The organism is Paenibacillus sp. alder61, from assembly GCF_020179875.1.
Taxonomy (GTDB): Bacteria; Bacillota; Bacilli; order Paenibacillales; family Paenibacillaceae; genus Fontibacillus; species Fontibacillus faecis.
In genome coordinates this window covers 239794-263234 of the sequence record NZ_JAIUDG010000006.1, presented here as the reverse complement: position 1 = coordinate 263234, position 23441 = coordinate 239794, and the positions used below count along the sequence as shown (strand labels likewise).

The 23441-nt window shown below is 54.7% G+C and carries 15 protein-coding genes and 2 tRNA genes; 2 read left to right on the top strand and 15 right to left on the bottom strand.

The window, feature by feature from the left end; all coding sequences use genetic code 11:
• Nucleotides 1–343: 343 nt before the first annotated feature.
• The 7 genes from LBW89_RS08655 to LBW89_RS08625 all read right to left on the bottom strand — a co-directional run bounded on the left by LBW89_RS08655 (nucleotide 344) and on the right by LBW89_RS08625 (nucleotide 8039).
• Nucleotides 344–417: transfer RNA gene (locus LBW89_RS08655), tRNA-Ile, on the bottom strand.
• Nucleotides 418–437: 20 nt separating this feature from the next.
• Nucleotides 438–511, bottom strand: a tRNA-Met gene (locus LBW89_RS08650).
• Between the two features lie 330 nt (nucleotides 512–841).
• Nucleotides 842–2338, bottom strand: a complete 1497-nt coding sequence (locus LBW89_RS08645) for an ABC transporter substrate-binding protein (RefSeq protein ID WP_225038966.1) — start codon at nucleotides 2336–2338, stop codon at nucleotides 842–844.
• On the bottom strand, nucleotides 2335–3228 hold the full coding sequence (locus tag LBW89_RS08640; RefSeq protein WP_148452650.1) for an ABC transporter ATP-binding protein: 894 nt from the start codon (nucleotides 3226–3228) through the stop codon (nucleotides 2335–2337). Before LBW89_RS08640 ends, LBW89_RS08645 begins: the two co-directional genes overlap by 4 nt.
• An 11-nt stretch (nucleotides 3229–3239) precedes the next feature.
• Complete coding sequence (locus tag LBW89_RS08635) at nucleotides 3240–6137, bottom strand: ABC transporter permease (RefSeq protein ID WP_225038965.1); 2898 nt, start codon at nucleotides 6135–6137, stop codon at nucleotides 3240–3242.
• Nucleotides 6137–7234 carry an efflux RND transporter periplasmic adaptor subunit gene (locus LBW89_RS08630; protein ID WP_225038964.1) on the bottom strand — a complete coding sequence of 366 codons (1098 nt, stop codon included), beginning with the start codon at nucleotides 7232–7234 and terminating at the stop codon, nucleotides 6137–6139. The genes LBW89_RS08635 and LBW89_RS08630 overlap by 1 nt, the downstream gene beginning before the upstream one ends.
• Complete coding sequence (locus LBW89_RS08625; protein ID WP_148451629.1) at nucleotides 7197–8039, bottom strand: ABC transporter ATP-binding protein; 843 nt, start codon at nucleotides 8037–8039, stop codon at nucleotides 7197–7199. The genes LBW89_RS08630 and LBW89_RS08625 overlap by 38 nt, the downstream gene beginning before the upstream one ends.
• Nucleotides 8040–8280: 241 nt before the next feature.
• Here LBW89_RS08625 and LBW89_RS08620 point away from each other — a divergent pair, with 241 nt between their 5' ends.
• A complete protein-coding gene (locus LBW89_RS08620; RefSeq protein WP_225038963.1) occupies nucleotides 8281–9894 on the top strand; it encodes an S-layer homology domain-containing protein in 1614 nt (537 codons plus the stop codon).
• Nucleotides 9895–9973: 79 nt separating this feature from the next.
• On the opposite strand, the gene pyrE is transcribed toward LBW89_RS08620, so the two are convergent.
• The 7 genes from pyrE to pyrR form a co-directional block, all read right to left on the bottom strand.
• Nucleotides 9974–10615 carry an orotate phosphoribosyltransferase gene (gene pyrE, locus LBW89_RS08615; RefSeq protein WP_148451627.1) on the bottom strand — a complete coding sequence of 214 codons (642 nt, stop codon included), beginning with the start codon at nucleotides 10613–10615 and terminating at the stop codon, nucleotides 9974–9976.
• Complete coding sequence (pyrF, locus tag LBW89_RS08610) at nucleotides 10612–11349, bottom strand: orotidine-5'-phosphate decarboxylase (RefSeq protein ID WP_225038962.1); 738 nt, start codon at nucleotides 11347–11349, stop codon at nucleotides 10612–10614. The genes pyrE and pyrF overlap by 4 nt, the downstream gene beginning before the upstream one ends.
• Before the next feature lie 100 nt (nucleotides 11350–11449).
• Nucleotides 11450–14662, bottom strand: a complete 3213-nt coding sequence (gene carB / locus LBW89_RS08605) for a carbamoyl-phosphate synthase large subunit (protein ID WP_225038961.1) — start codon at nucleotides 14660–14662, stop codon at nucleotides 11450–11452.
• Nucleotide 14663: 1 nt separating this feature from the next.
• Nucleotides 14664–15800 (bottom strand): glutamine-hydrolyzing carbamoyl-phosphate synthase small subunit, encoded by a 1137-nt coding sequence (gene carA / locus LBW89_RS08600; protein ID WP_148451624.1) that lies wholly within the window; start codon nucleotides 15798–15800, stop codon nucleotides 14664–14666.
• 109 nt (nucleotides 15801–15909) lie between these two features.
• On the bottom strand, nucleotides 15910–17199 hold the full coding sequence (locus LBW89_RS08595; protein WP_225038960.1) for a dihydroorotase: 1290 nt from the start codon (nucleotides 17197–17199) through the stop codon (nucleotides 15910–15912).
• 58 nt (nucleotides 17200–17257) lie between these two features.
• Entirely contained in the window at nucleotides 17258–18169 is a 912-nt protein-coding gene (locus LBW89_RS08590) for an aspartate carbamoyltransferase catalytic subunit (RefSeq protein ID WP_148451622.1), read from the bottom strand.
• A complete protein-coding gene (pyrR, locus tag LBW89_RS08585; protein WP_148451621.1) occupies nucleotides 18166–18729 on the bottom strand; it encodes a bifunctional pyr operon transcriptional regulator/uracil phosphoribosyltransferase PyrR in 564 nt (187 codons plus the stop codon). Before pyrR ends, LBW89_RS08590 begins: the two co-directional genes overlap by 4 nt.
• A 573-nt stretch (nucleotides 18730–19302) precedes the next feature.
• Here pyrR and LBW89_RS08580 point away from each other — a divergent pair.
• Nucleotides 19303–21978 carry a YhgE/Pip domain-containing protein gene (locus LBW89_RS08580; protein ID WP_225038959.1) on the top strand — a complete coding sequence of 892 codons (2676 nt, stop codon included), beginning with the start codon at nucleotides 19303–19305 and terminating at the stop codon, nucleotides 21976–21978.
• Nucleotides 21979–22049: 71 nt separating this feature from the next.
• On the opposite strand, the gene LBW89_RS08575 is transcribed toward LBW89_RS08580, so the two are convergent.
• Entirely contained in the window at nucleotides 22050–23303 is a 1254-nt protein-coding gene (locus tag LBW89_RS08575; RefSeq protein WP_225038958.1) for an LL-diaminopimelate aminotransferase, read from the bottom strand.
• Between the last annotated feature and the right edge of the window lie 138 nt (nucleotides 23304–23441).

Below are 23441 nucleotides of genomic sequence, written 5' to 3'. Positions count from 1 at the left end.
CTGACAACAATACTGATAACTAGCGTGATCTGGAGTTTGGTGGGGAGGGTTCCCCTCCCCACCAAATCCCCCATTCATCTACCCTTGATGAATATTCTACTGCTTACACAAACTTCTTGACGCTACCTAGGAAGCTTGGAAGCACACTAGACGCCTCTTTGTTATGTGACATATCACTTCGATTAGCCATTAAGCTACCTTTTCCTTTCGTTATACATAGTAGCTTGAACATTCCTATGATAACGACCCCATCAGGTGATTTTTTGTTTCGCACGCTTCGCCAGCTCAACTGGCTAAAGCCCGAAGCAAAAACCCCTTGCTAGGCAAGGGGTTCTCTTACATATGGGCCCTACAGGACTCGAACCTGTGACCAATCGGTTATGAGCCGACCGCTCTAACCAACTGAGCTAAGGGCCCGCGTTCCAAACAAATTTAGATTGCGGGGGCAGGATTTGAACCTGCGGCCTTCGGGTTATGAGCCCGACGAGCTACCGGGCTGCTCCACCCCGCGTCAGTAAATAGCGACAATCAATAATATACACGATTACTGCCCTCCAAGTCAAGGGTTAAGGGATAAATCTTACTCCATATTTTCCTTTTCTCGATCGAAAAATTTCAATCGCCCGCATTTCGTCAAACCCGTAAATCCAACCGTCATGTTCCAATCTCCGGGCAAGACAGCCCGCTTGAAATTTTGTTCTGTACAGCTTGTTAAAATACACCCAGCGCATCCTCTTTACTCCTTTCGTCGTATTATGAAGCCTTCCCATCTTACCTATAGATTACCCAATTCCCGACAAAAAAAGCCGCCCTTTTTAAGGGCGGCCCATAGGCTCTGCGGTTAACCTTTCGTTGCCTCTTCAGGTACGAACGGCGTACCGTCTTCCTGGAATTGCGTTTTCGGATTGAGCTTGATTTCCTGGAGCATCTTGTTCCCCTTCTCCGCCCATTCCTTGAGCGCCTCCTCCGGCGTCTTCTTGTTCTCCATCACTTGCTGGAAGTAGATTCTCCCCACGGTTGTCACGCTGTAAAGACCCGGTTTCTCCATCATCAATTTATCGGTCTTGGCATTGGTAGGCGGGAAAGGCTTCAGCGAATAAAAAGCCTGAATATTATAGGACAATCCCTGTTTTGGCTGGATATAAGATTTGCGGGACACCATCTCATACGTGTTGCTCCGGGATTTCAGCTTCGCGAATTCTTCTCCGTTAACAAACTTGATGAACTGCCACGCCGCTTCGGCATTCGGAGCGTTGTTGTTAATCGAGAACGTATTGCTGAGATTGATGTTGCCGCCTACGTCCGGTTTCTCCGGATGAACAGGCATCGTCACCACGTCCCAGTCCACCGGCTTGAAATTTTTAATTTTGGCGGCATTATTGTTCGCGTCAGCCAACTCGTTAATATAATGGCTGCCATCGATCGTCATCGCCACTTTTCCGGAAAGGAACAGGTCGTCGCTGAGCGGGGTCCAAGGTTCGTTTGGATCATAACTGGAGTTATCCGGCATGATTTTGTCTTTGGCCAATTTGCTGATCGTCTCCCAAACCTTGATCCACTGCGGAGAGTTGACCGTCATCGTTTCCGCTTTGTCATCGAAAGTTTTCAATTGAAGACCGCTCATGTAGGTGTATTGCATATCCCAAAACGGATCCTGGCCTCTGTAACGATTGAAGGAGAAGCCGAACACGCGGTCTTTCCCTTCACCTTTCGCCACGAGTCGGGCCTTGTTGAAAATATCATCCCAGGTTGATTTATCCGTAGGCGGCTCTACCCCGGCATCGGTAAACAATTGTTTATTATAGTAAAGTGCCGACGAACTGAACGATGGGGCCAGCCCGTAAAGCGTTCCGCCCCCCAGGTCCTTGAGGCCGTCAATGACGGCCGGCACGAAATCGCTCGTATCGAACTTATCCTCTTGAATCATCGGATCGAGCGGCTTCACCAGGTTTTCCTCAATCAATTGTTTCAATGTCCCCGTGTCCGTTACGACGACATCCACAGGGTTGCTGCCGGTCATGATCTTCTTCATGCTCTCCAATTGATCCGGCTGTTCATAAGGCTCCGAACCGTCGCTATAACGGTATTGGTTGTTATCGATGGCGGTCACCAACTCGATTTTGATATTCGGATTGGTATATTCGAAAATGTCCGTGTACTGCTGGCGGAACCAAGAGTCGTCCGAGCTCCCGTACATCATGCCGATACGCAGCACTTTCTCCTCTTTCTCCGACGCCGCCTTACTCCCGTTACAGCCGGACAGCAACCCCAATGCCATTGTCGCAGCCAGTGTGACCGTTAGCGTCTTTCTCAGCTTTCCGGATTTGCTGTTATTCATGACTTATCCCCCTCCAGTGATTTCGGCGCCGTAATGACGATCTTCTCTCCATCAAATTCCATGCTAGCGCGTCCGCCGATACCCACGGCCTCCAAATACTCCTTGGGCACCTGCAGCCGACCGACCCGGTCAACGACCACAAACGCTTCATGCACTTCCTGCAAACCTCCGCCACCCAATCCGGCGTCCCCGGCGGCCAGATCCAGATTCGGATTTCGCTTCACAAATTCCGTACTCGTCAATCCGTCGCGAATGGCGACAACCCGGTCCACTTTGCCGGCCAAGGTTAAATCATGGGTTACGATAACGATCGTAATGCCCAATTCCTTATTGACTTTCCTGAAAATATCCATGATCTTATCCGAAGTGGCCGTATCCACAGAACCCGTAGGTTCGTCGGCGAGCAGCATTTTCGGGCGGTTGGAAAGGGAAATGGCGATGGCCACACGCTGCTGTTCCCCGCCGGAAAGCTGGTGGAGCTTGTTATGCATCCGATCTTTCAACCCCACCCATTCCAAAAGCTGTTTGGCGTAAGCCCGATCCAGCTTTCCGGTCAGCAGCATCGGCATCTCTACGTTTTCCAGAGCCGTCAAGTAAGGCAGCAGGTTTCTGGCGTTGTTCTGCCATACGAAGCCTACCGTCTTTCGCTTGTATTCCACCAATTGATCGTCCGAAATTTTGAGCAGGTCCCATCCCCCGACATGAACCTGGCCCGCGGAGGGACGGTCGAGGCCGCCGAGCATATTGAGCAGCGTCGATTTCCCGCTGCCGCTATTCCCGATGATGGCCATCATCTCGCCTTCCTCAACCGTCAAGTTCAGGCCTTGGAGCGCGACGACCTCGATGTCTTCCGATTTGAAAATTTTAACCAATCCTTCGCAATGGATCATACTACTCATCTTTACCGCTCCTCTCCCATCTTCACGGCCTGATGGACACGGAGGCGCCGGATTTGCCAGAACAACAGCCCGGCTCCCATAATCAGCATCACCAGAACAACCACATAAAGTTTCATAGTATCCGAAGAATTAAAGATGATGCGGAATGGCGGCACCTGCGTCGTAACATTATCCGTCGTTTGCAAAAACGGAAGATACAGCTGGCCGGCGACTTTCCCGATCACGATCCCCAGTACGATGGAAAGACCCGCCGTCAAAATTTGTTCGGTCAACAGCATAAAGGTCAGCTGTTTCCGCGATAACCCCATCGCGCGCAAAATCCCGAACTGCACGACACGGCCCGACAAATTAAAGAACCAGTACAACACGTAACCGATCAAAGAAACGATGACCGATACGATGAATCCCAAACTCAGGATGCCGAACACTCCGCCCCGTGTCGGATGCTTGCTTTGCGCGGCGAGTTCGCTTCTCACATCCTTGACGGAGTAAAGATCGATGTTCTTCTCCGCCAGCTTCGTAATCAGCGGAGCCACCTTCGCATCCGGCTTCATCTTCAGCCAGACTTCGTACGGAACGAGCGGCGATTGATCGTAAATATAATCCAGATTGGCGATGATAAACGGCTTATCGTCCGGATATTGACTAGGCCAATAAGGAAGGATGCCGTAGACCGCAAATTCCATCGTCGCCTCACCCATGGAAACCGTGAATACGTCGCCGGCTTTCAGTTTGTATTTCTCCGCCAAGTTTGACGGAATCAAGGCGGCGCTCTCGTTCATCCCCAATAGATTCAAATATTGATAAGGATGTGCGGGAAAAAGATCGTTCCGGAACCAGGCGACCTTGGCGAAATCGACATTGTCGATCCCCATGATATTCCCCTGCCCGGCCGAACGGCCGGAAATAATGATATTGCCTTTCGTTTGCAGCACGCGGGCGGCATGCTCCACGCCTTCAAGCTGGCGGAACGCTTCGAACGGAGGCTCCGAATATATCAGTTTGGCGGGCGGTTGTTGTCCTCCGCCTTGACCGCCTCCGGGTCCTCCCTGTCCTCCGCCTTGGCCTCCGCCGCCTGCCCCCCCGGAGCCGCCTTGCCCCTGACCGTTTTTGCTCGGCGGTTTCTTCGACATCTCCGGCGTCGCTTCCCAAACCGTTTGCATGATTACATCGGCACCGTATTTGTAAAGCGTGCGCTCCGTGGAATTGATATCGATCGTCCGGGCGGCCGAGGCGTTGTATACCCCGAGACCGAGCGTCAAGACGAGCAAAATCATCAGCGGATAATACGAAGATGCCGAACGCGACAGCTGCGTCAAGCTTAGATAATACGGTACGGGCAGCCACTTCTTGCCGACCCAGCCGATCAGTTTGAGAATCCACGGGAAGACCCGCAGAAAGAACAGGCCGATCGAGAAAATCGCCAACGCCGGAACAAAGAACAGGAACGGCTGCACCTGCAGCTCATCCGTGGTCATTCCGGTCTGGAACGTCAGCACTTGCCGCTCATAGAACAGGTAATAACCGTATGCGGCTATCCCCATAAGCAGGATATCGATAAACCAGCGCTGCCAACCCGGACGACGGTCGGAACGCGCCTGTTTCCGCTTCGCGTTGACGATCGAAGCCCGGGCATAGGAGATCGCCGGCAGCAGCGTTGCCAAGATGGCGATGATTACCGCGGCGGCCCCCATGGCGAGCGCATCGTAGTTAAACCCGACCGGGATCGATTTCCGGTTGACGAAAGCCAAAAATCCGTCGGCCGAGCCGATGCTCTTGGACATAAACCATCCCAGCAGCGGTCCCGCAATCAGCGAGACCACCCCGAGGAGAATCCCTTCCAGCAAATAAATAAATACAATCTGCTTCGTCGAAGCTCCCCGGCTTCGTAAAACGGCGATGTCGCTTTGCTGCTTATCGAGGGACTGACGGGCGTTCATCACGATAAAGTAAAAGACCATGGCGATCATCGGCGCCGCCAGCGTGAACAGCAGCGTCTGCATTTGCAAGCTTTGCTTGCGGAAATCGTCCAGCAGATTGCCGAAGGAAATGTCCACCTTGGTATCCTTCAGCTTCTGGTACAGCTCGATATTCAGGCGATCCAGCGTACTGGACAAAGGCCCGATTTGACCGGTCTTGATCTCCCGCAAATCAAATGCGTAATACCAGCTGGAGCTGTAAATCGGTATGTTTAATTGCTTCAGAAGGCCTTCGTGGAACGCCTTCTCGCTGACGTAGAACGTATTCATCATCCCGTCGAGACCTTGATACCAGTAGGCATCCGTATCGTTAAGCGGCTGGAACACCCCGACGATCTTCACTTTCAATGTCACATCGGCCCCATTGGTTACGGGATATTCCATCACATCGCCGACGTGCAGGTCCTGTCGGTACATCCCCTCTTCCAACATCATGGCTTCGATCACATTGCCGCTCACCTGGTCCGAAAACATCTTCCCGTTGGATACCGTGATGTGATCCTTCAGGCCGCTCATCGAAGAGATGCCCATCGTTCTCGTCCGGCTGGCATCGACCTTGGTCGGATCCTGGGGGTAGACTTCGGTTCCCCGGATCGAACGGGTGTTGACATAACTCTGATAAGGAAATCCGATTTGTTTCGGGACATCCTCGACAATATATTGGTTTACCGCTTCAAGCCCGGCCAAATCAGTTTTGGCGCCACCCGGAGCCTGATAACTCATAACCAGGGAACCCGCCGGCAGTCCCTCGCTCTCCGCTTTCAGCGTGCTGGAGACGACCCGCTTCAGAGAACCGTCCGAGTACATCGGTATGCTCACCGTAAACGAGACCGCGACTACCAGGCCGAGCAAAGTGCTCAGGGTAAGCCATTTGGTGTTCCACATTTTGCGGAACAGCAGACGTAGTAAAGGAAGACCCATTAGCGACCCACTACTTTCTGCCCCGGCGAGAGCCCTTTAAGAATTTCGACGTCCGTCGAGGTCTGGATTCCGACCTCCACATCGGCTTCACGCTTCGTCCCATCTTTCTCGATGACCTGTACATACGTACGGGAGCCGATGGAGCGCAAGGCGGAAATCGGAATCAGCACCGCGTTCTCCTTCCGCTGCGTAACGATCGAAACGCTGAGCTGGCGGCCGCGCTCAACGTCCTTCGGCCATTTGTCGAGCTGAACGATCAGATACTTGTCGATCGAATCCTTCTCGGGAGGTTGGTTTCCATCGTTATTGCCGTTGTTCCCGTTGTTGGAGCCGGTGTTCACCGGCATGACCTTGACTCTGCCGTCAAACACGCCGGCAGCATTGATATCCACCTTGGCCTTCATGCCGACGGAGATTTTCTCCAAGTCTTCTTTGGAGAAAGAGGCGGCTACAACCAGCGAGGAAGTGTCGGAGATGATCCCCAGCGATTCGTATGCCTTGATCGTGGCTCCCTTCTGGGCGCTCATCGATACAATCGTCCCCGCGAACGGAGCTTTCAGTGTACCGTCGGCGATTTTCTTCTCAAGATCGGCGAGCTCCTGGCGCTGTTCATCAAAGACGATGGCCGCTTTTTCAAAATCCACTTCGCTCATTTCATCCTTGGTCCGCAGCGTTTCTTTCATGGTGATTTCCTGCTGACGGAAATCCAGGCGCTTCTTGCGCAGATCCCTCTGCAATTGCTCTACGTCCAATTGGATGAGCACATCGCCTTTCTTCACCTTGTCTCCGGGCTTGACCTTCACTTCTTTGATGTGCAGCCCGTCCTCCGTGAAATAAAGCGGCTCTTCCCGCTGGCTCATCAATTTCCCGACAGCGTTCACGCTGAGCTCGATCGGTTCGGAACGCACTTCATATTCCGGTTTCTTAGAAATCGTAGGAGGCGTAATAACCGGCAGTACCTCTTCCTCTTCTTCATTCGGAAGCAGGCCGCAGCCCGTCGACACGACAAAGACGGCGCAGAGCGCCACAAGGCCCAGCGTACGGCCCAATCTTCTTTTTCTAATTGATAAACCTTCCATCCACCATTTCGTAAACATGGTCTGCTACCTCCAAGATTGTAGGATCGTGAGTAGTCATACAAATCGTCATTTGCTCCGTATGTATGATGTTTTTAAATACGGACATGACCTGGGCTCCCATTTGCGAGTCCAGATTCGCGGTCGGCTCATCCGCCAACAGCAATTGGGGACGGTGCGCGATCGCCTTGGCGATCGCCACGCGCTGCTGCTCCCCCCCGGAAAGTTCAAACGGCCGGTGGAACATGCGCTTGCCCAAGCCGACCAGCTCAAGGCAGTGCGTTACGCGCTTCTTCCACTCGGACTGGGGAACACCGGCCATCCGCAGCGAGAGTTCGACGTTTTCCCAGGCCGACAGCAACGGCAGCAAAGCGTAAGCCTGAAAAATAAAGCCGATCTGATTCCGCCGCAATAAGGTGCGCTTGTCATCGTTCAGTTGATGAAGCGGTTGATCCCTGAATAAAATCTCGCCGCTGGACGGTTGGTCCAGACCCCCCAGCATGTTAAGGAGCGTTGTTTTCCCCGAACCCGATCTGCCTTTCAGCATGACGAGCTGTCCGGGACGCACCTCCATGTTGATTCCTTTCAGGACGTGGATTTCACCGCCTCCCACCGGGAAAGAGCGATGCACCTCCCTGACGATCAAAACCGGTCCCTCGTCCTTGGGTTTCGGAACAATCGGTTTCGCTTCGGGAACTTGCGGTGCATGTTCAACGGATTCATCGGTTATCGGTTGCGCTGGAGCATCCGTCGGCCCCGAGGCCGGGGCATCGGACGGCGCTTCAGCTTCTTTGGATTGAACTGGTTTGCGAAGCCATCGCATCATTGTGTATCGGTCTCCTAGCATCATTTAATATTGGCTGCCCTAGACGCTCCGGGCGGGTTCGCTTTCGCTCTATGTATCCTTCACGTCTGCATTATAAACGAAAATTCATGCCAAAAAGTTACAAGAAATTTTACGATATTGATATTTTTGTTTCCATATTTTTCGCGCTGATCGATAGATTAGTTTTTGGTAGTATTACAGTATTAAGAGATTTCATACTGAATTTGGAAGCGAGGACGTTATGATAAAACCCGTTAAAACCGCACTGCTCCTGCTCGTTCTGATTTCCGCCGGCTTACGGCCCCAGCAAACCGCTTACGCCAAAGAACCGCCATTCAGCGATATCGGGTCCAGCTATGCCAAAGATGCTATCATTCGTTTATATGAAAAAGGTTTGATGAAAGGCACCACCCCTACCAGGTTTTCACCGGCCGAGCCGATATCCCGAGCGGAATTTGCCGTCACGATCCAGCGCCTGCTGGGTCTGGAGCCCGTGGCCTCCCCGATTCCGGCATTCGAAGACGTCCCTGGCGGAGCCTGGTACTACCAGAGCATCCAGGCTTCCACCGACCTGGGGCTGACCCAAGGCAAGAGCTCGCGACGATTCGCGCCCGCCGAGCCGGTGAGCCGGCAGGAGGCCGCCGTCTGGCTGAGCCGGATCTTGAACGCCGCCTACGCCAGCGGCCCGGCAGCCGACGGGAAATACAAAGACGATGCCTCCATCGCCGCATGGGCGCGTCCTGAAGTGTATGCCGTTTCGAAACCCGGTTTGATGAACGGAAACGATGGGCGTTTTTTCCCGGGGCAGGCCTTGACCCGGCAGGAAATCGCGGCCGTTATGGATCGCCTTCTGCAAAATCCGACTTGGAGCGCGAAGTTATCCACCCCGGCACGGCCTTCCATCCAGATCGGTTGGCAGTACGACCAGACCGATGCGCAGTTTAAACAGTCCATACTCCATTCCAACATTAATGTGCTGTCGCCCCGATGGTTCTTTTTAACCAAGGAGGGGAGCGTTACGAACGAGAGCGAGGCTTCCCTGGTGTCGTGGGCCAAGCAGCAGGGGAAACAAGTATGGCCTCTCTTCGGTAACCGTTTCGATCAGGAAGCGACGCATACCCTGTTGACTTCCAAGGCGAAGTCCTCCGAATTGATCGCCCGCGTTGTAAATTCGGCGGTGCAAACCGGAGTTCAGGGGATCAATCTCGACTTCGAAAATGTCGCACCCGAAGACCGGGAGGCCTTCACCTCGTTCGTCGCCGAATTTGCCCGTAGGCTGCACGAACAGAATATGGTGCTGTCCGTAGACTTGTCGCCGGATTTCCAGACCGACTGGACCGAAGCCTACGATTACGCGGCACTGGGAAAAAGCGCCGATTACATCGTGCTGATGGGCTACGACGAGCATTGGAGCGGAGGCAAAGCGGGGTCCGTCGCCTCCCTGCCCTGGCTTGAGAAAGGATTGGACAACCTGCTGCGCAAAGTCCCCTCCTCCAAGGTCATCCTGGCGCTGCCTTTATTTTCGAGGGATTGGATGATTGGCGGCGGCTCAACGGCGGCGGCGCCATCCGAAGACCTGAAACTTTCCGAACAATTCGAGAGAATCAAGCGGTTCGGAGCCAAGTCCGCTTGGAACGAAAATCTCGGTCAATACGTGGCGGACTACCGTGCCTCCGGCAACCCGCGCCGGATTTGGCTGGAAGAGACCCGCTCGCTCACAAGCAAATACAACCTGGCTATGTCCAGGGACATCGCGGGCTTCGCCTATTGGCATATCGGCGGCGAAACGCCCGAGGTTTGGCCGGCTTTGCGCAACGCGGCGAAATACGACGCGATCATCGGCCCCGGCCATTAAGCACATACCGGAAAAAAGAGGTTGTTCCCCGTCATCATGAATGACGGTTTCGGAACAACCTCTTTTTTCATGCGTCATTTTATTTTCCGAATGAGCCGGGATCTTCTCTCCAGGATTTCAGCAGCGCCAGATCTTCCGACTGGATCTCGCCGCGCTCCACCGCCACGTCGATCAGCGCGCCGTAGTTGGATAATGTCCGCAGCGGGATTCCCGCGTCGGCAAAGGCCTGAACCGCCTTGTCCAACTGATAGCTGAAAATCGCCAGTACGCCCAGCGCATCCGCCCCCGCTTCGCGCACGGCCTGAGCGGCCTTGATGGAGCTGCCGCCCGTGGAGATCAGGTCTTCGATAACGATGACCTTTTGCCCCGTACGGATCAGCCCTTCGATTTGGTTTTCCTTCCCGTGCCCTTTGGCTTTGTCGCGGATATAGGCCATGGGCAGCCCGAGCTTCTGGGCGACGAACGCCGCATGGGGAATCCCCGCGGTGGCGGTGCCCGCAATCACCTCGGTTTCCGGGTAGGATTCCCGGACGATCGCCGCAAAAGATTCCGCGATCAGATCGCGGATGTCCGGATAAGACATCGTCAGCCGGTTGTCGCAATAGATCGGCGACTTGATGCCCGAAGTCCAGGTAAACGGTTGATGCGGACGCAGCGCCACCGCGCCGATATCCAGCAGGCGTCCCGCAATTTCCTTCGCTATTTGCTCGTTATTGATCATGCTTGCCTCATCTCCTCAATAATTTGTTCCGCCGCTTCGCGCGGGTCGCTCGCCGCCGTAATCGGACGTCCTACCACGATATAGTCCGTTCCCTGCCCGATGGCCTGGCCCGGTGTAAGGGTTCGGGACTGATCGCCGGATTCGCTTCCGGCCGGCCTAATCCCCGGTGTGACGGTCATAAACGCCGTGCCGCACTGCCCCTTGATGGCCTGTACTTCAAGAGGGGAGGCGACTACGCCGTCCAAACCCGCCTTTTGGGCCAAAGCCGCATAGGCCAGCACCGACTGCTCGACCGACCCCGGTATGCCGATCTCCCGGTTCAGCGTCTCCTGATTGGTGCTGGTTAACTGGGTGACGGCGATCAAGAGCGGCTTCTTCAGCGATGAATCGTCCTCCAGCGCGGCCTGGATTCCTTCCTGCGCCGCGGTCATCATCTTCAACCCGCCCGCCGCGTGGAGATTGAACATATCCACGCCAAGCTGGGTGATGCTTCGGGCTCCGCCTTTGACCGTGTTCGGGATATCGTGCATTTTCAAATCGAGAAATACGGAGTATCCCCTGGACTTCAACTCTTTAACGAAATCCGGCCCGGACGCGTAGAATAACTGCATTCCCACCTTCATGTAACACGGGATGCCTTCCAGAGTTTGAATCAACCCTTTGGCCTGCTCCGCATCAGGGAAATCCAACGCGACCATCAGTTTATTCGCGGCTTGTTCGAACGACAAAGACATGATTTCTCCTCCTGTCATACTTGCGGCTCCGAGGGGCTTAAGCCGCTTCGGAGCCGCGTTGTTCTCTATCCTGCTAACCTAATCCTATCCAAGTGTTTGCTTACAAGCTGGGCATGGCCTGCGAGGAGAAGTTGATCGTCTCCAGCATATTCAGCAAAGCCCGGACGGTATCGAGCGAGGTCATGCAGACGATGCCGTTCTCCACCGCTTCCCGGCGAATCCGGAAGCCGTCCCGCTCCGGTTCTTTGCCCCGGGTCAGCGTGTTAATGACGAAGTGGGCTTCCCCGTTGCGAATCAGATCCAGGATGTTCGGCACGCCCTCGGTCAGTTTGTTTACGGTCGTAACGTGGATTCCCGCTTCGATCAGCGCGGAAGCCGTTCCTTCCGTGGCGATGATCTTGTAGCCCAGGCTGTAGAAGCCGCGCAGCAATTCGACCGCTTCCTGCTTATCTTTATCCGCCACGGTGGCGATGATGGCGCCCGTGGAAGGAATCTTCATCCCCGCTCCGATCAGGCCTTTGTACAGAGCCTTGGCGTACTGCGGATCGCGGCCCATCACTTCGCCGGTCGATTTCATCTCAGGACCGAGTGTAGGCTCAACCCGGCGCAGCTTGGCAAAAGAGAACACCGGCACTTTTACCGACACCTGGTCGCTCTCCGGCCAGAGCCCCTCTTGGTAGCCCAGCTCCTTGAGCTTGGCGCCGAGAATGCATTTCGTGGCCACATTGGCCATCGGAATGTTCGTTACCTTGCTGAGGAACGGAACCGTCCGGGAAGAGCGCGGATTGACTTCGATCACGTACACTTCATTTTTATAGATGACGAACTGGATATTCACCAGGCCGACCGTTTTGAGCTCCTTGGCGATCTTAATTGTAATGTCGACGATTTTCTTCTTCAGTTCGTCGGACAGATATTGCGGCGGATATACGGCGATCGAGTCGCCGGAATGGACGCCCGCCCGTTCGACATGCTCCATGATGCCGGGAACGAGTACGGTCTCGCCGTCGCAGATCGCGTCCACTTCCACCTCTTTGCCCAACATATAGCGGTCGATGAGTACCGGATGCTGCGGGTTGATGTTGACCGCTTCCTCCATGTACTTCAGCAGCTCCGCGTCGGAGTACACGATTTCCATCGCGCGTCCGCCCAGGACATAGGACGGGCGCACCAGCACCGGATAGCCGAGCGATTGGGCGGTGCCGACCGCCTCGTCTACCGAGGTGACCGTGCTGCCCTTCGGCTGGGCGATGTTCAGCCTGGACAGCAGGGCTTCGAATTTCTTGCGGTCCTCGGCCTCGTCGATGCTGTCCAGCGAGGTGCCGAGAATCCGAACGCCGGCCGCCTTAAGCGGCGCGGCCAGGTTGATGGCCGTCTGTCCGCCGAACTGAACGATGACGCCCACCGGCTTCTCCTGTTCGATCACGTTCATCACGTCCTCGAAGAAGAGCGGTTCGAAGTAAAGCCGGTCCGAAGTGTTGAAATCCGTGGACACCGTCTCGGGGTTGTTATTGATAATCACGGCCTCGTAACCGGCTTTTTGTATCGCCCAAACCGCGTGAACGGTCGAGTAGTCGAATTCGATCCCTTGGCCGATCCGGATCGGGCCGGAGCCGAGAACGACGATCTTCTCTTTATCGGTATGGGTCACTTCATTTTCGGTTTCGTAAGTCGAATAGTAGTACGGCGTCGAAGCTTCGAATTCGGCGGCGCAGGTGTCTACCATTTTATAGACCGGCCGGAGCCCTCTTTCTTTCCGGAACAGCGTGACGCTTTCCTCCGTCAGATGCGTGCCGGAAGGTTGGGATGCGGCGCGGAGCTCCGCGATCGCCCGGTCCGTAAAGCCGAGACGCTTCGCTTCGTACAGCGTTTCATAAGTCAGTTCCGGTTCGGCGGCGATTTTGCGTTCGAAGGCGATCAAGCCCTCGATTTTGTCCAGGAACCACCAGTCGATCTGGGTCAGATCCTGAATCTGCTGCAGGGAGTAACCGCGGCGGAACGCTTCGGCCACCAGGAACAACCGCTCGTCATCCGCTTTGATCAGACGCTGGTTCAGCGTGTCGGTATCGAGTTGGTCGGCCCCCTTCAGATAGAGGCGGTGCGTGCCGATTTCGAGCGAACGAACCGCTTTATGAATCGACTCCTCAAACGTCCGGCCGATGGCCATCACTTCGCCGGTCGCTTTCATCTGCGTGCCGAGCTTCCGGTTGGCATGAACGAATTTATCGAACGGCCAGCGCGGGATTTTGCTGACGATGTAATCCAGGGTCGGTTCGAAGCAAGCGTACGTTTGACCCGTGACCGGGTTGACGATCTCATCCAGCGTATAGCCGAGGGCGATTTTGGCCGCCATTTTGGCGATCGGGTAGCCCGTTGCCTTGGAGGCAAGCGCCGAGGACCGGCTGACCCGCGGATTGACCTCGATCACATAGTATTGGAAGCTTTGCGGATCGAGCGCAAACTGGACGTTGCAGCCGCCCTCGATGTTGAGCGCCCGGATGATCTTGAGCGAGGCGGAACGCAGCATCTGGTACTCCCGGTCGGACAGCGTTTGGCTCGGAGCCACGACGATACTGTCCCCGGTATGTACGCCGACGGGATCAAAGTTCTCCATATTACAAACGACGATACAGTTGTCGTTGGCGTCGCGCATGACTTCATACTCGACTTCCTTCATGCCCGCGATCGATTTCTCGATCAAGCACTGCCCGATGGGGCTATAACGGATCCCGGAGGCGACGGTTTCCTTCAATTCTTCCTCCGTGGCGCAAATGCCGCCGCCGGTGCCGCCGAGCGTATAGGCCGGGCGTACGATGACAGGATAGCCGATCTCCCGGGCGAAACTCAGCGCTTCTTCCACGGAAGTGATGATCGTGCTCTCCGGAACCGGCTGCTCCAATTCGCGCATCAAGTCGCGGAACAGATCCCGGTCTTCCGCTTTCTCGATCGAGCTGAGCTGCGTTCCGAGCAGCCTTACGTTTTCGCGCTCCAGCACGCCCGCACGGGCCAGCTCGACCGCCATATTCAAGCCGGTCTGACCGCCCAGCGTAGGCAGCAGGCCGTCGGGACGTTCCTGGCGAATAATTTGCGTGACGAATTCCAGGGTGATCGGTTCGATATATACTTTATCCGCCATGTTCGTGTCGGTCATGATCGTAGCCGGGTTGCTGTTGATGAGCACAACTTCCACGCCCTCTTCTTTCAGCGCCTGACAGGCTTGGGTGCCGGCGTAGTCAAACTCCGCCGCCTGACCGATGACGATCGGACCGGATCCGATGACGAGGATTTTTTTGAGTTCTTTGTTGATCGGCATATTACTGGGCTCCTTTCGCTGCGGCCATCAATTCCGCCTGACGCGGTTTTTGCGGGTTCAACCGCTTATGTTCTCTGATCATCTCGATGAAGTGGTCGAACAGGTAGCTGTTGTCGTAAGGCCCAGGCGCCGCTTCGGGATGGTACTGTACCGAAAAGGCCGGGTATTTGACGTGTTTGACGCCTTCGACCGTCTTGTCGTTGTTGTTGATATGCGTAACTACGAGGTCCGTCCCCGCCAGGGAAGCTTCGTTGACCGTGTAGCCGTGGTTCTGCGATGTGATGTAGCAGCGTCCGGTTTCCAGATCCTTAACCGGATGGTTGCCGCCGCGATGTCCGAATTTCAACTTCTCCGTGTCGGCTCCGCAAGCCAGCGAGAGCAGTTGGTGTCCGAGGCAGATGCCGAAAATCGGATACTCGCCCAGCAGTTCGGAGATCATCTTCACGGCGTAAGGCACATCCTTCGGATCCCCCGGTCCGTTGGACAACTGGATCCCGTCCGGGTGGAGGCGGCGAATTTCGTCGGCGGTCGTATCATGCGGCACGATCACCACGTCGCAGTCCCGTTTGTTCAGTTCGCGGAGAATCCCGCTTTTCGCGCCAAAGTCGACGAGCACCACCCGTTCCTTCGAGCCGGGGCTGCTGTAGATATGCCGGGTCGAGGTCCGGGCCACCTGATTCCGCAGCTCATCGATGCTGGTGGATTCCATCAGGGCGAGAAGCTCGGATACCGAACTGTCGGAGGTGGTGATAACGCCCTTCATCGTTCCGTGCTGACGGATAATCCGGGTCAGCATCCGGGTATCGATCCCCGTAATCCCGGGGATGCCGTATTCCTTCAAGAGGTCGCCCAGGTTGTACTGCGCCCGCCAATTGCTTGGCGTCGGCTCATACCGGCGGACGACGAACCCGTGGATCGACGGGGCGATCGACTCGAAATCATCCCGCGAAATGCCGTAATTCCCGATCAGCGGGTATGTCATCGTCACGATTTGTCCGCAGTAAGAAGGATCAGACAATACTTCCTGATAACCCGTAATTCCCGTATTAAAGACGACCTCGCCGGTTTTCTCCACTTCCGCGCCGAACGATGTTCCGGTAAACAGCGTGCCGTCTTCCAATAACAATCTTGCCTGCATCCTGCAGCACTCCTTTTTGTCTGTTTTATAAGTTCTCTATCCCCATTTTGGGTTAGCCACATGTATGGGCATTGTCAACGTTGTAACTGACCCGTCATTTATTGTTTTATTACTCGCTCCAGACCACTTTCCCGGCCACGATGGTGGCGACCGGCCAGCCTTTCAGCTTCCACCCGCCGAACGGAGTGTTCCGTCCCTTGGAGGCAAATTGTTCGGGATCGACTTCCCGCTCCTTCTCCAGGTCGACGATCGCCAAATCGGCGGGACTTCCGACCGCGAGGCGCCCCGTCTCGAGGCCGAACACTCTGGCCGGATCCTCGGTCATGCGCTTCACCAGCATTTGAAGGCTCCAGCGGCCCTCCGCGACAAACTTGGTGTAAAGCAGCGGAAACGCCGTTTCGAAACCGACGATCCCGAATGGGGCCAGTTGCATCCCTTTGGCTTTCTCCTCCGCGCTATGCGGCGCGTGATCCGTCACCACAATATCGATCGTGCCGTCTTCCAGCGCTTCGATACAAGCTTCCACATCGCGTCTTGAGCGGAGCGGCGGATTCATCTTCCAGTTCGCATCCAGCCCCGGGATGTCTTCCTCGGCCAGAATCAAGTGGTGCGGGCAAACCTCCGCCGTCACGTTGATGCCGATTTGTTTGGCCTGGCGGATCAGCCGGATCGATTGCTCCGTGCTGACATGGCAGACATGGTAGTGAACGCCCGTGGCTTCCGCCAGCAGGATATCGCGGCCGACGTGAATGGCTTCCGACTCGTTTGGAATCCCTTTCAGGCCGTGTCGTCTGGCGAATTCGCCTTCGGCTACCGGCGCCCCCTCCACCAGCGAGTTATCCTCGCAGTGCGCGATGACCGGCATGTTCAGCGACGCGGCCAGCTTCATGGCATCCTTCATCATTTGCGCGCTCTGTACGCCGACCCCGTCGTCCGTAAAACCGATCGCTCCGGCGACTTTCAGCGCGGCAAAATCCGTCAGCTCCCTTCCCAGTTCGCTCTTCGTAATCGCGGCGTAAGGCAGGACGCGAACCAGTCCCGCTTCCTTGGCCTTCTGCCGTACGAACGACACCGTTTCGGGATTATCCGTCACGGGCCGGGTGTTCGGCATGCAGGCGATCGTCGTGAAGCCGCCTTTCGCGGCGGAACGAGACCCGGTTTCAATCGTTTCCTTATGTTCAAAGCCAGGCTCTCTTAGGTGAACGTGCATATCGATAAATCCTGGAGTGACCAGTTTGCCGCCGGCATCCAGCACCTGCGCGCCGTCCGCCTCGTTTTTGGCCGTGTTCTCCGCCGAAGGGCTGATCTGTTCGATCAAGCCGCCCTTCACCGTGATGTCCTTAAGCTCCAATTGCCCTTCATCGTTCAGAACGCTTGCGTTTTTTATAATTAGCTGCATGGATGAATCCTCCGGTTTTCAGTGCGATTTATTGTAAAGGAGATGTGACGTTTCCCTTCTATTTCAAAGCTCTTTCCATGACCGCCATACGGATCGGCACCCCGTTCGCCATCTGGGTAAAAATTCGCGACTGCGGGTGTTCGACAACGGCGTCGTCGATCTCGACGTTCCGGTTGACTGGGGCGGGGTGCATGATGATGACATGCGGGGCAAGCTTGGCGGCCCGCTCCTCCGTCAGCCCGTACTGCAGCCGGTACTGGTCCGGCGATTTGAGCAGTCCCTCGGCATGGCGCTCCAGCTGGACCCGCAGCATCATAACGACGTCCGCGCAAAGCGCTTCGTCCATCGGTACGTAGGGAGCGTAGCGGCCGAGTTCCGGAGCCTGCATACTTTCCGGGGCGCACAGCTTGACTTCCGCTCCCATGGCTTGCAGCGCCCACAGATTGGACCGGGCGACGCGGCTGTGTTTAATGTCGCCGATAATCGACACTTTGAGTCCCTTCAGTTCCCCGAAGTGCTTCTTCATCGTGTACAGATCGAGCAGCGCTTGCGTCGGGTGCTCGTTGTTGCCGTCACCCGCATTGACGAGCGGCACCGAAATCCGGCTGGCCAGCTCGGCCAGAACGCCGACCGGTTTCAAGCGGATAACCCCGGCATCGATGCCCATCGATTCGAGCGTCCGCACCGTATCGTAAATCGACTCGCCTTTCTCCACGCTGGAGACCGCGGCCGCAAAGTTCAGCACCTGCGCCCCGAGTCTTTTTTCGGCCATTTCAAAAGAAAACCGGGTCCGCGTGCTATTCTCGAAAAACATGTTGGCCACAAAACGGTCTTTCAGAACGGGAATGACTTTCTCGCTTCTGCTTTCCCAGTAAGCGGCCCGGTCCAGGATCGACCCGATTTCCGAGGCGCTGAGGTCCTTGAGTCCAAGTAAGCTGTGTTCTTTCATCGCCGATGCGGTCATAGTCATCCTTGTTCCCCCCGCTGTTGAATGATCCTTACTTCATCCTGCCCATCCGTTTCCTTCAATGCTACCTCGATCTGCTCCGATCTGGAGGTAGGCACGTTTTTTCCGATAAAGTCAGGGCGGATGGGCAGTTCCCGGTGCCCGCGATCCGCGAGTACCGCCAGTTGAATGCTCTGGGGTCTCCCGCAGTCCATCAGGGCGTCCATCGCTGCGCGAATGGTGCGTCCGGTGTACAGCACATCATCAAATAAAACGACCCTTTTGTCGTGAATGGTCAGGGACTCAGGCCTCATCTTGAGGATTTCCTCGCGCTGTGCTCCAATCTGGTCCGAACGGTCATCCCGGTAAGAAGTTACATCCAGTTCCCCCCAGGGGACCTTGGCGCCTTCAATCTCTTCGATCTTGGCGGCAATCCTTTCAGCGAGGTGTACACCACGGGTGCGAATGCCTATCAGCACACAGCCTTCAATTCCTTTGTTTTTTTCCAGAATCTCGTGGGCAATCCGTGTTAATGCCCGGCGGATCGCCGTTTCATCCATTATGATATGTGTCTCTGTGCTCATGCGTCAGCCTCCTCAGGATTTCCCTTCAGATCATGGCCCCGTGACGAGAGAACAAAAAAGACTCCCTGCCGGTGATGATGGCAAGGAGTCTCCATACTTCAGCGTATGCCGAAGAACGTATACTCTCGGGATGCATCGTCATATTATTGCCGCAGCAATAAACGATGGATCTTCACGTTACCTTGCCAGTCTCACGGGACTGATTTAAAGGTGCTATTCATGACGGTCATATCGCAGTGCCTCACGGGGCACTTTGGTTCAATATGTCCGTTTGTCTCCATGAATTATGACAGAAAGACATCCCCCTGTCAACACCTCACCTTCGCAGGCGAAAAGATTCTGCTGCGTTTCTTTTTATTCAGCAGCCCGGATAAAAAAGATCCATTTCCAGCATAGCTCATTTGTTATTTATAATTATACATTAATCCTGCATAATTATCCATAGTAAATGTAAAACCGGCTTCTTTAAATCCTTTACTTTCTTATATTAATACAGACTCTACAAGTATGATGAATGAAATCCGATATAACAGGGTAAGAAAAACGTGTGATCATATTCATGAGGAGGAAAATATGCGCAACATTTGGCACATTTACAAAACGGACTGGCTTCACATTCTTAAGGTGCCAACGGGCATATTTCTGATTGCGGCCATTATTCTGCTTCCCGGAGTTTACGACTGGGTTAACATCAAATCCGTTTGGGACCCTTACAGCAACACCCAGGGAATCAAAATCGCAGTCACTTCCGAGGACCAGGGGACAACCGTAATTGGCAAAACGATCAATATCGGAGACGAGCTGATCTCCAGCCTGAAGCAAAACCATAAATTGGGATGGGTTTTCGTGGATCGGGCTGAGGCCGCACGGGGTGTGCAGACGGGTAAATATTACGCCAGTCTGTTGATTCCGGGCGATTTTTCGTCCAAAATAACAGGCATCGTGGAAGGTAAGCTCGAGCGCCCACAGGTGGTATATTCGGTGAATCAAAAAGTGAATGCCATCGCGCCCAAAATTACGGGCTCGGGGGTATCCGCGGTCACGACCCAAATCAACGAAAATTTCACGGAGGCGGTCAGCGATGCCGTTCTGACCAAGCTCAAGGAAGCCGGGTTCGAAATCAACGCACAGCTTCCGACGCTGCGCAAAATGGAAAACGGAATTTTCACCTTGGAAAAAAACCTTCCCCAAATTCAAAATCTGGGCCAAAAAATCATTGAAGTGGACCAGGCGATGCCCGGCATCGTTCAGGAAGCGCAAAAAATCGTGGAGATTGAGCAAAGGCTGCCCGAAATCGACGAAGCCGCGCAAAACATCCTAAAAGTGCAGCAGCACTGGCCGCAGATTGAATCCGCCGCTTCGGAGGTATTGAAGATCCAGGAACGGATCCCCGAGCTTCAAAAGGCTGTCGGATTTATTCAGGACGTGGACCGGCATTTTGGCGAAGTAGCGGAAGTGATCCAGGCGGCTCTGGATCAATCCGATAAAGCGCTGAACATCGTTTCCGCAGCCGAGCAGAACCTGGGCAACGTATCCCGGATCGCGGAAGAAGGGAAACAACTGACGGAAGGGGTTACCCGCTTCATCGCTTCCAGCGAGGAGGCATTCCAGCAAATCGGCCCATCCATCAGGCAGAATCTGCTGCTCGTACAGCAGATTACCGATGCCGCCGGGGATGTGTTGGAACGATTACATAATACCGACTTGAGCAAGCTGCCTACTCCTGATGAACTGGACCGGATTGCTTCCCGTCTGGGTATCGCGGTACGTATCGTGGACAGTATGGCGGAGCTGCTTGGCAAAATCAACGACTTCCTGCCTTCTCACCCGCTGGGAAACAAGGTTTCCAAGCTGAACGACCTATCGGATAAGCTGCAGCTGCAAATCCGCCTGGTTGGAATCGTCAGCGATGCCATGCGCCGCAATGCCACTCCACCCGAAGACGTGATCGCCCGGCTGCACGGACTGTCCCGGGAAATCAGCAGCGGAATCAGCAATGTGCTGAGCACTTATGACAGCGTGATCGCCCCTGCGCTTGCCGAAGGTGCCGCTCACTTAAAATCGATGCTTGCCGTTTCTTCAACGGCTCTCCAAGCCGCCCAAGACGCCATACCGGATGTTGCCGACATTCTCGCAACGGCCAAAAACGGCATAATGCTCGGTCGGGGCGAATTGACGAAGCTGCAAGGCGATCTGCCGCAAATTCAGGACAAAGTTCACGATATCTCGCAGATTTTACAGGACAAAAGCAGCACTTTTATTCAGGCGCTGAATACGGTGGCGCCGTTGATCCGCACTGATCTGCCCAAGGTCAAGGACAAACTGGATGAAGTTTCAAATTTTGTCAAGAGTGATCTGCCCCATGCGGAACAACAGATTGGCAAAGCCTCCGATTTTGTGCAACATCAGCTTCCCGAGGTACAAAAAGGGGTAACACGCGTAGCCGACCTGGTACGCAGCGATCTGCCCGAATTGGAGAGTGCGATCCGGAAGGCAGCGGCCAAACTTAGGGAAGTGGAGAATGACAACCATTTTGCAGAGCTTGCACGGCTGCTGCGGGGCGACATTGAAGCCGAGAGCGCTTTTCTTGCCAGTCCGGTACAAATCAAAGAAAACCAGCTGTATCCTATTCCAAATTACGGCTCGGCCATGTCACCGTTTTACGGTGTATTGTCCCTATGGGTTGGCTCTACCCTGCTCATCTCCCTGCTTCGTGCCGAAGCTGAAAATCCGAATGGGAGTTTCCGCCCATACCAGCTGTATCTTGGGCGACTCGCTACTTTTCTGACGATCGGATTGCTGCAGGCTGTCTGCGTTACGCTCGGGGATATCTGGATCCTTGGAACGTACGTCGCGGACAAAATATGGTTTGTACTGTTCGCCATGCTGGTGAGTGCCGTATTCGTCACGATCACGTACACGCTGCTCTCCGTGTTTGGCAATATCGGCAAAGGCATCGCGATTATTTTCATGGTGTTCCAGTTTTCCAGCTCGGGAGGAACGTTCCCGATCAGCATGACTCCGCCTTTCTTTCAGGCACTGAATCCGTTCATGCCATTTACCTACGCCATCAGTTTGCTGCGTGAATCAGTTGGGGGCATTTTATGGGAAACCGCGCTCAAGGATGTGGTGTGTCTCTGCATTTTCATCGCGCTTAGTTTGCTTATCGCCCTGGCGCTCAAACGCCCGCTCAGCAGCCTGACCAAGCGTTCCGCCGAAAATGCCAAGAAGACCAAAATTATCGCTTGACCAGAATTCGGCGAACGCCAAAAAAGAGACCGTCTCCGGTCTCTTTTTTGGTTTATAGCTATATACGATCATTAAAATTCAAATGGCACATCGCCAAGACGGCGCTTGATTTCCCCGATGACCCGTTCTTCCTCGGCCGGCCCGTTAGCCGCAAAGGTTACCGAAAACCGGACGTAACAGCCCGCGTCATCCCAAGGCACCGTGGAGATCAGTTTTTCGCGGATCAGGTATTGCGAGAAATCCTCGGCCGTAGCAAAGGAAGGTCCGCCTTGGACACCTTTTGGCGCCTTCACGTACAAGAAGAACGAACCCTGCGGCTTTTTGGCTTTGAAGCCCAGCTCATTCAGCGCACCGACCAGCATATCGTGACGGCGGGAATATTTCTCCGCAATTTTCTCGGTAATTTCCGGGTGCGCCAGGCCGTAGGCAGCCGCTTTTTGGATGGCGATGAACTGCCCGGAGTCGTTATTGTCCTTCACGTCGCTGAACGCTTTGACAATGAGCGGATTGCCGGCGACGAACCCGATTCTCCAGCCCGTCATGTTATATGATTTGGACAGGGAGTGCAATTCGACCCCGACGTCCTTGGCCCCGGGTACGGACAGGAAGCTGAGCGGCTTCAAACCGTCATAAGTGAGAGCGGCATAGGGGGCATCGTGAACAACGACGACCTCATACTTCCGGGCCCATTCCACAACTTCCGCAAAAAATGCCGCCGTTGCGCTGGCTCCCGTCGGATTGTTCGGATAATTCAAATAAAGCAGCTTCGCTTTCCGCGCCACCTCTTCCGGGATCGAGGCCAAATCCGGCAGGAAATGATTCTCCTCCGTTAGCGGTATGGTGTAAACCTCCCCGCCCAAGTATTTCGTATGCGTCCCCAGAATCGGATAACCCGGCACCGTCATAATCGTGATGTCCCCGGGATTGATAAAGCAGGACGGCAGCATGGCCAGGGCGGGTTTAGACCCGATGGAATGCACGATTTCCGTAGCCGGATCGATGCCATCCACGCCGAATACGGCCTTGAGATAGGCAGCCGCCGCTTCCTTGAATTCGGAGATCCCGTTATCCGCGTAACCGCGGTTTTCCGGTTTGGCCGCTTCCTCGGCCAGCTTCGCCACAATGCCGCTGTCCGCCATTTCGTCCGGCTCGCCTACCCCCATATCGATCAGCTCGACATCGGGAAAATCCTTCTTCGCCGCCGCTTTCGCCCGTTTGATTTTTTCAAATTTATAAATGGCCGTATCTTTGCCGTAATTCGCACCGCCGATCCGGTTCGCAAATTGCTGTTGGATGTATGTTTCCTGATAGGTTTCAACGCTCATGAAAAGTCCATCTCCTTCTCGAAATCTCCCTTTAAATATGCGGGAATTGTTCATTTTAGAGAATGGATTAATCACCTGATCGTTTGTACTTTTCAACCTAGCCGCGAGGATCGAGTGAGCTTATCTGACATAAAAAAG

What these genes read in the sequence shown, in the direction of transcription:
- LBW89_RS08635 (WP_225038965.1), bottom strand. Translation starts at nt 6,137, where the DNA reads ATGGGTCTTCCTTTACTACGTCTGCTGTTCCGCAAAATGTGGAACACC.
- LBW89_RS08645 (WP_225038966.1), bottom strand. Translation starts at nt 2,338, where the DNA reads ATGAATAACAGCAAATCCGGAAAGCTGAGAAAGACGCTAACGGTCACA.
- LBW89_RS08640 (WP_148452650.1), bottom strand. Translation starts at nt 3,228, where the DNA reads ATGATCCATTGCGAAGGATTGGTTAAAATTTTCAAATCGGAAGACATC.
- LBW89_RS08580 (WP_225038959.1), top strand. Translation starts at nt 19,303, where the DNA reads ATGCGCAACATTTGGCACATTTACAAAACGGACTGGCTTCACATTCTT.
- LBW89_RS08575 (WP_225038958.1), bottom strand. Translation starts at nt 23,303, where the DNA reads ATGAGCGTTGAAACCTATCAGGAAACATACATCCAACAGCAATTTGCG.
- LBW89_RS08630 (WP_225038964.1), bottom strand. Translation starts at nt 7,234, where the DNA reads ATGTTTACGAAATGGTGGATGGAAGGTTTATCAATTAGAAAAAGAAGA.
- pyrE (WP_148451627.1), bottom strand. Translation starts at nt 10,615, where the DNA reads ATGATCAATAACGAGCAAATAGCGAAGGAAATTGCGGGACGCCTGCTG.
- carB (WP_225038961.1), bottom strand. Translation starts at nt 14,662, where the DNA reads ATGCCGATCAACAAAGAACTCAAAAAAATCCTCGTCATCGGATCCGGT.
- LBW89_RS08595 (WP_225038960.1), bottom strand. Translation starts at nt 17,199, where the DNA reads ATGCAGCTAATTATAAAAAACGCAAGCGTTCTGAACGATGAAGGGCAA.
- pyrR (WP_148451621.1), bottom strand. Translation starts at nt 18,729, where the DNA reads ATGAGCACAGAGACACATATCATAATGGATGAAACGGCGATCCGCCGG.
- pyrF (WP_225038962.1), bottom strand. Translation starts at nt 11,349, where the DNA reads ATGTCTTTGTCGTTCGAACAAGCCGCGAATAAACTGATGGTCGCGTTG.
- LBW89_RS08620 (WP_225038963.1), top strand. Translation starts at nt 8,281, where the DNA reads ATGATAAAACCCGTTAAAACCGCACTGCTCCTGCTCGTTCTGATTTCC.
- carA (WP_148451624.1), bottom strand. Translation starts at nt 15,800, where the DNA reads ATGCAGGCAAGATTGTTATTGGAAGACGGCACGCTGTTTACCGGAACA.
- LBW89_RS08590 (WP_148451622.1), bottom strand. Translation starts at nt 18,169, where the DNA reads ATGACTATGACCGCATCGGCGATGAAAGAACACAGCTTACTTGGACTC.
- LBW89_RS08625 (WP_148451629.1), bottom strand. Translation starts at nt 8,039, where the DNA reads ATGATGCGATGGCTTCGCAAACCAGTTCAATCCAAAGAAGCTGAAGCG.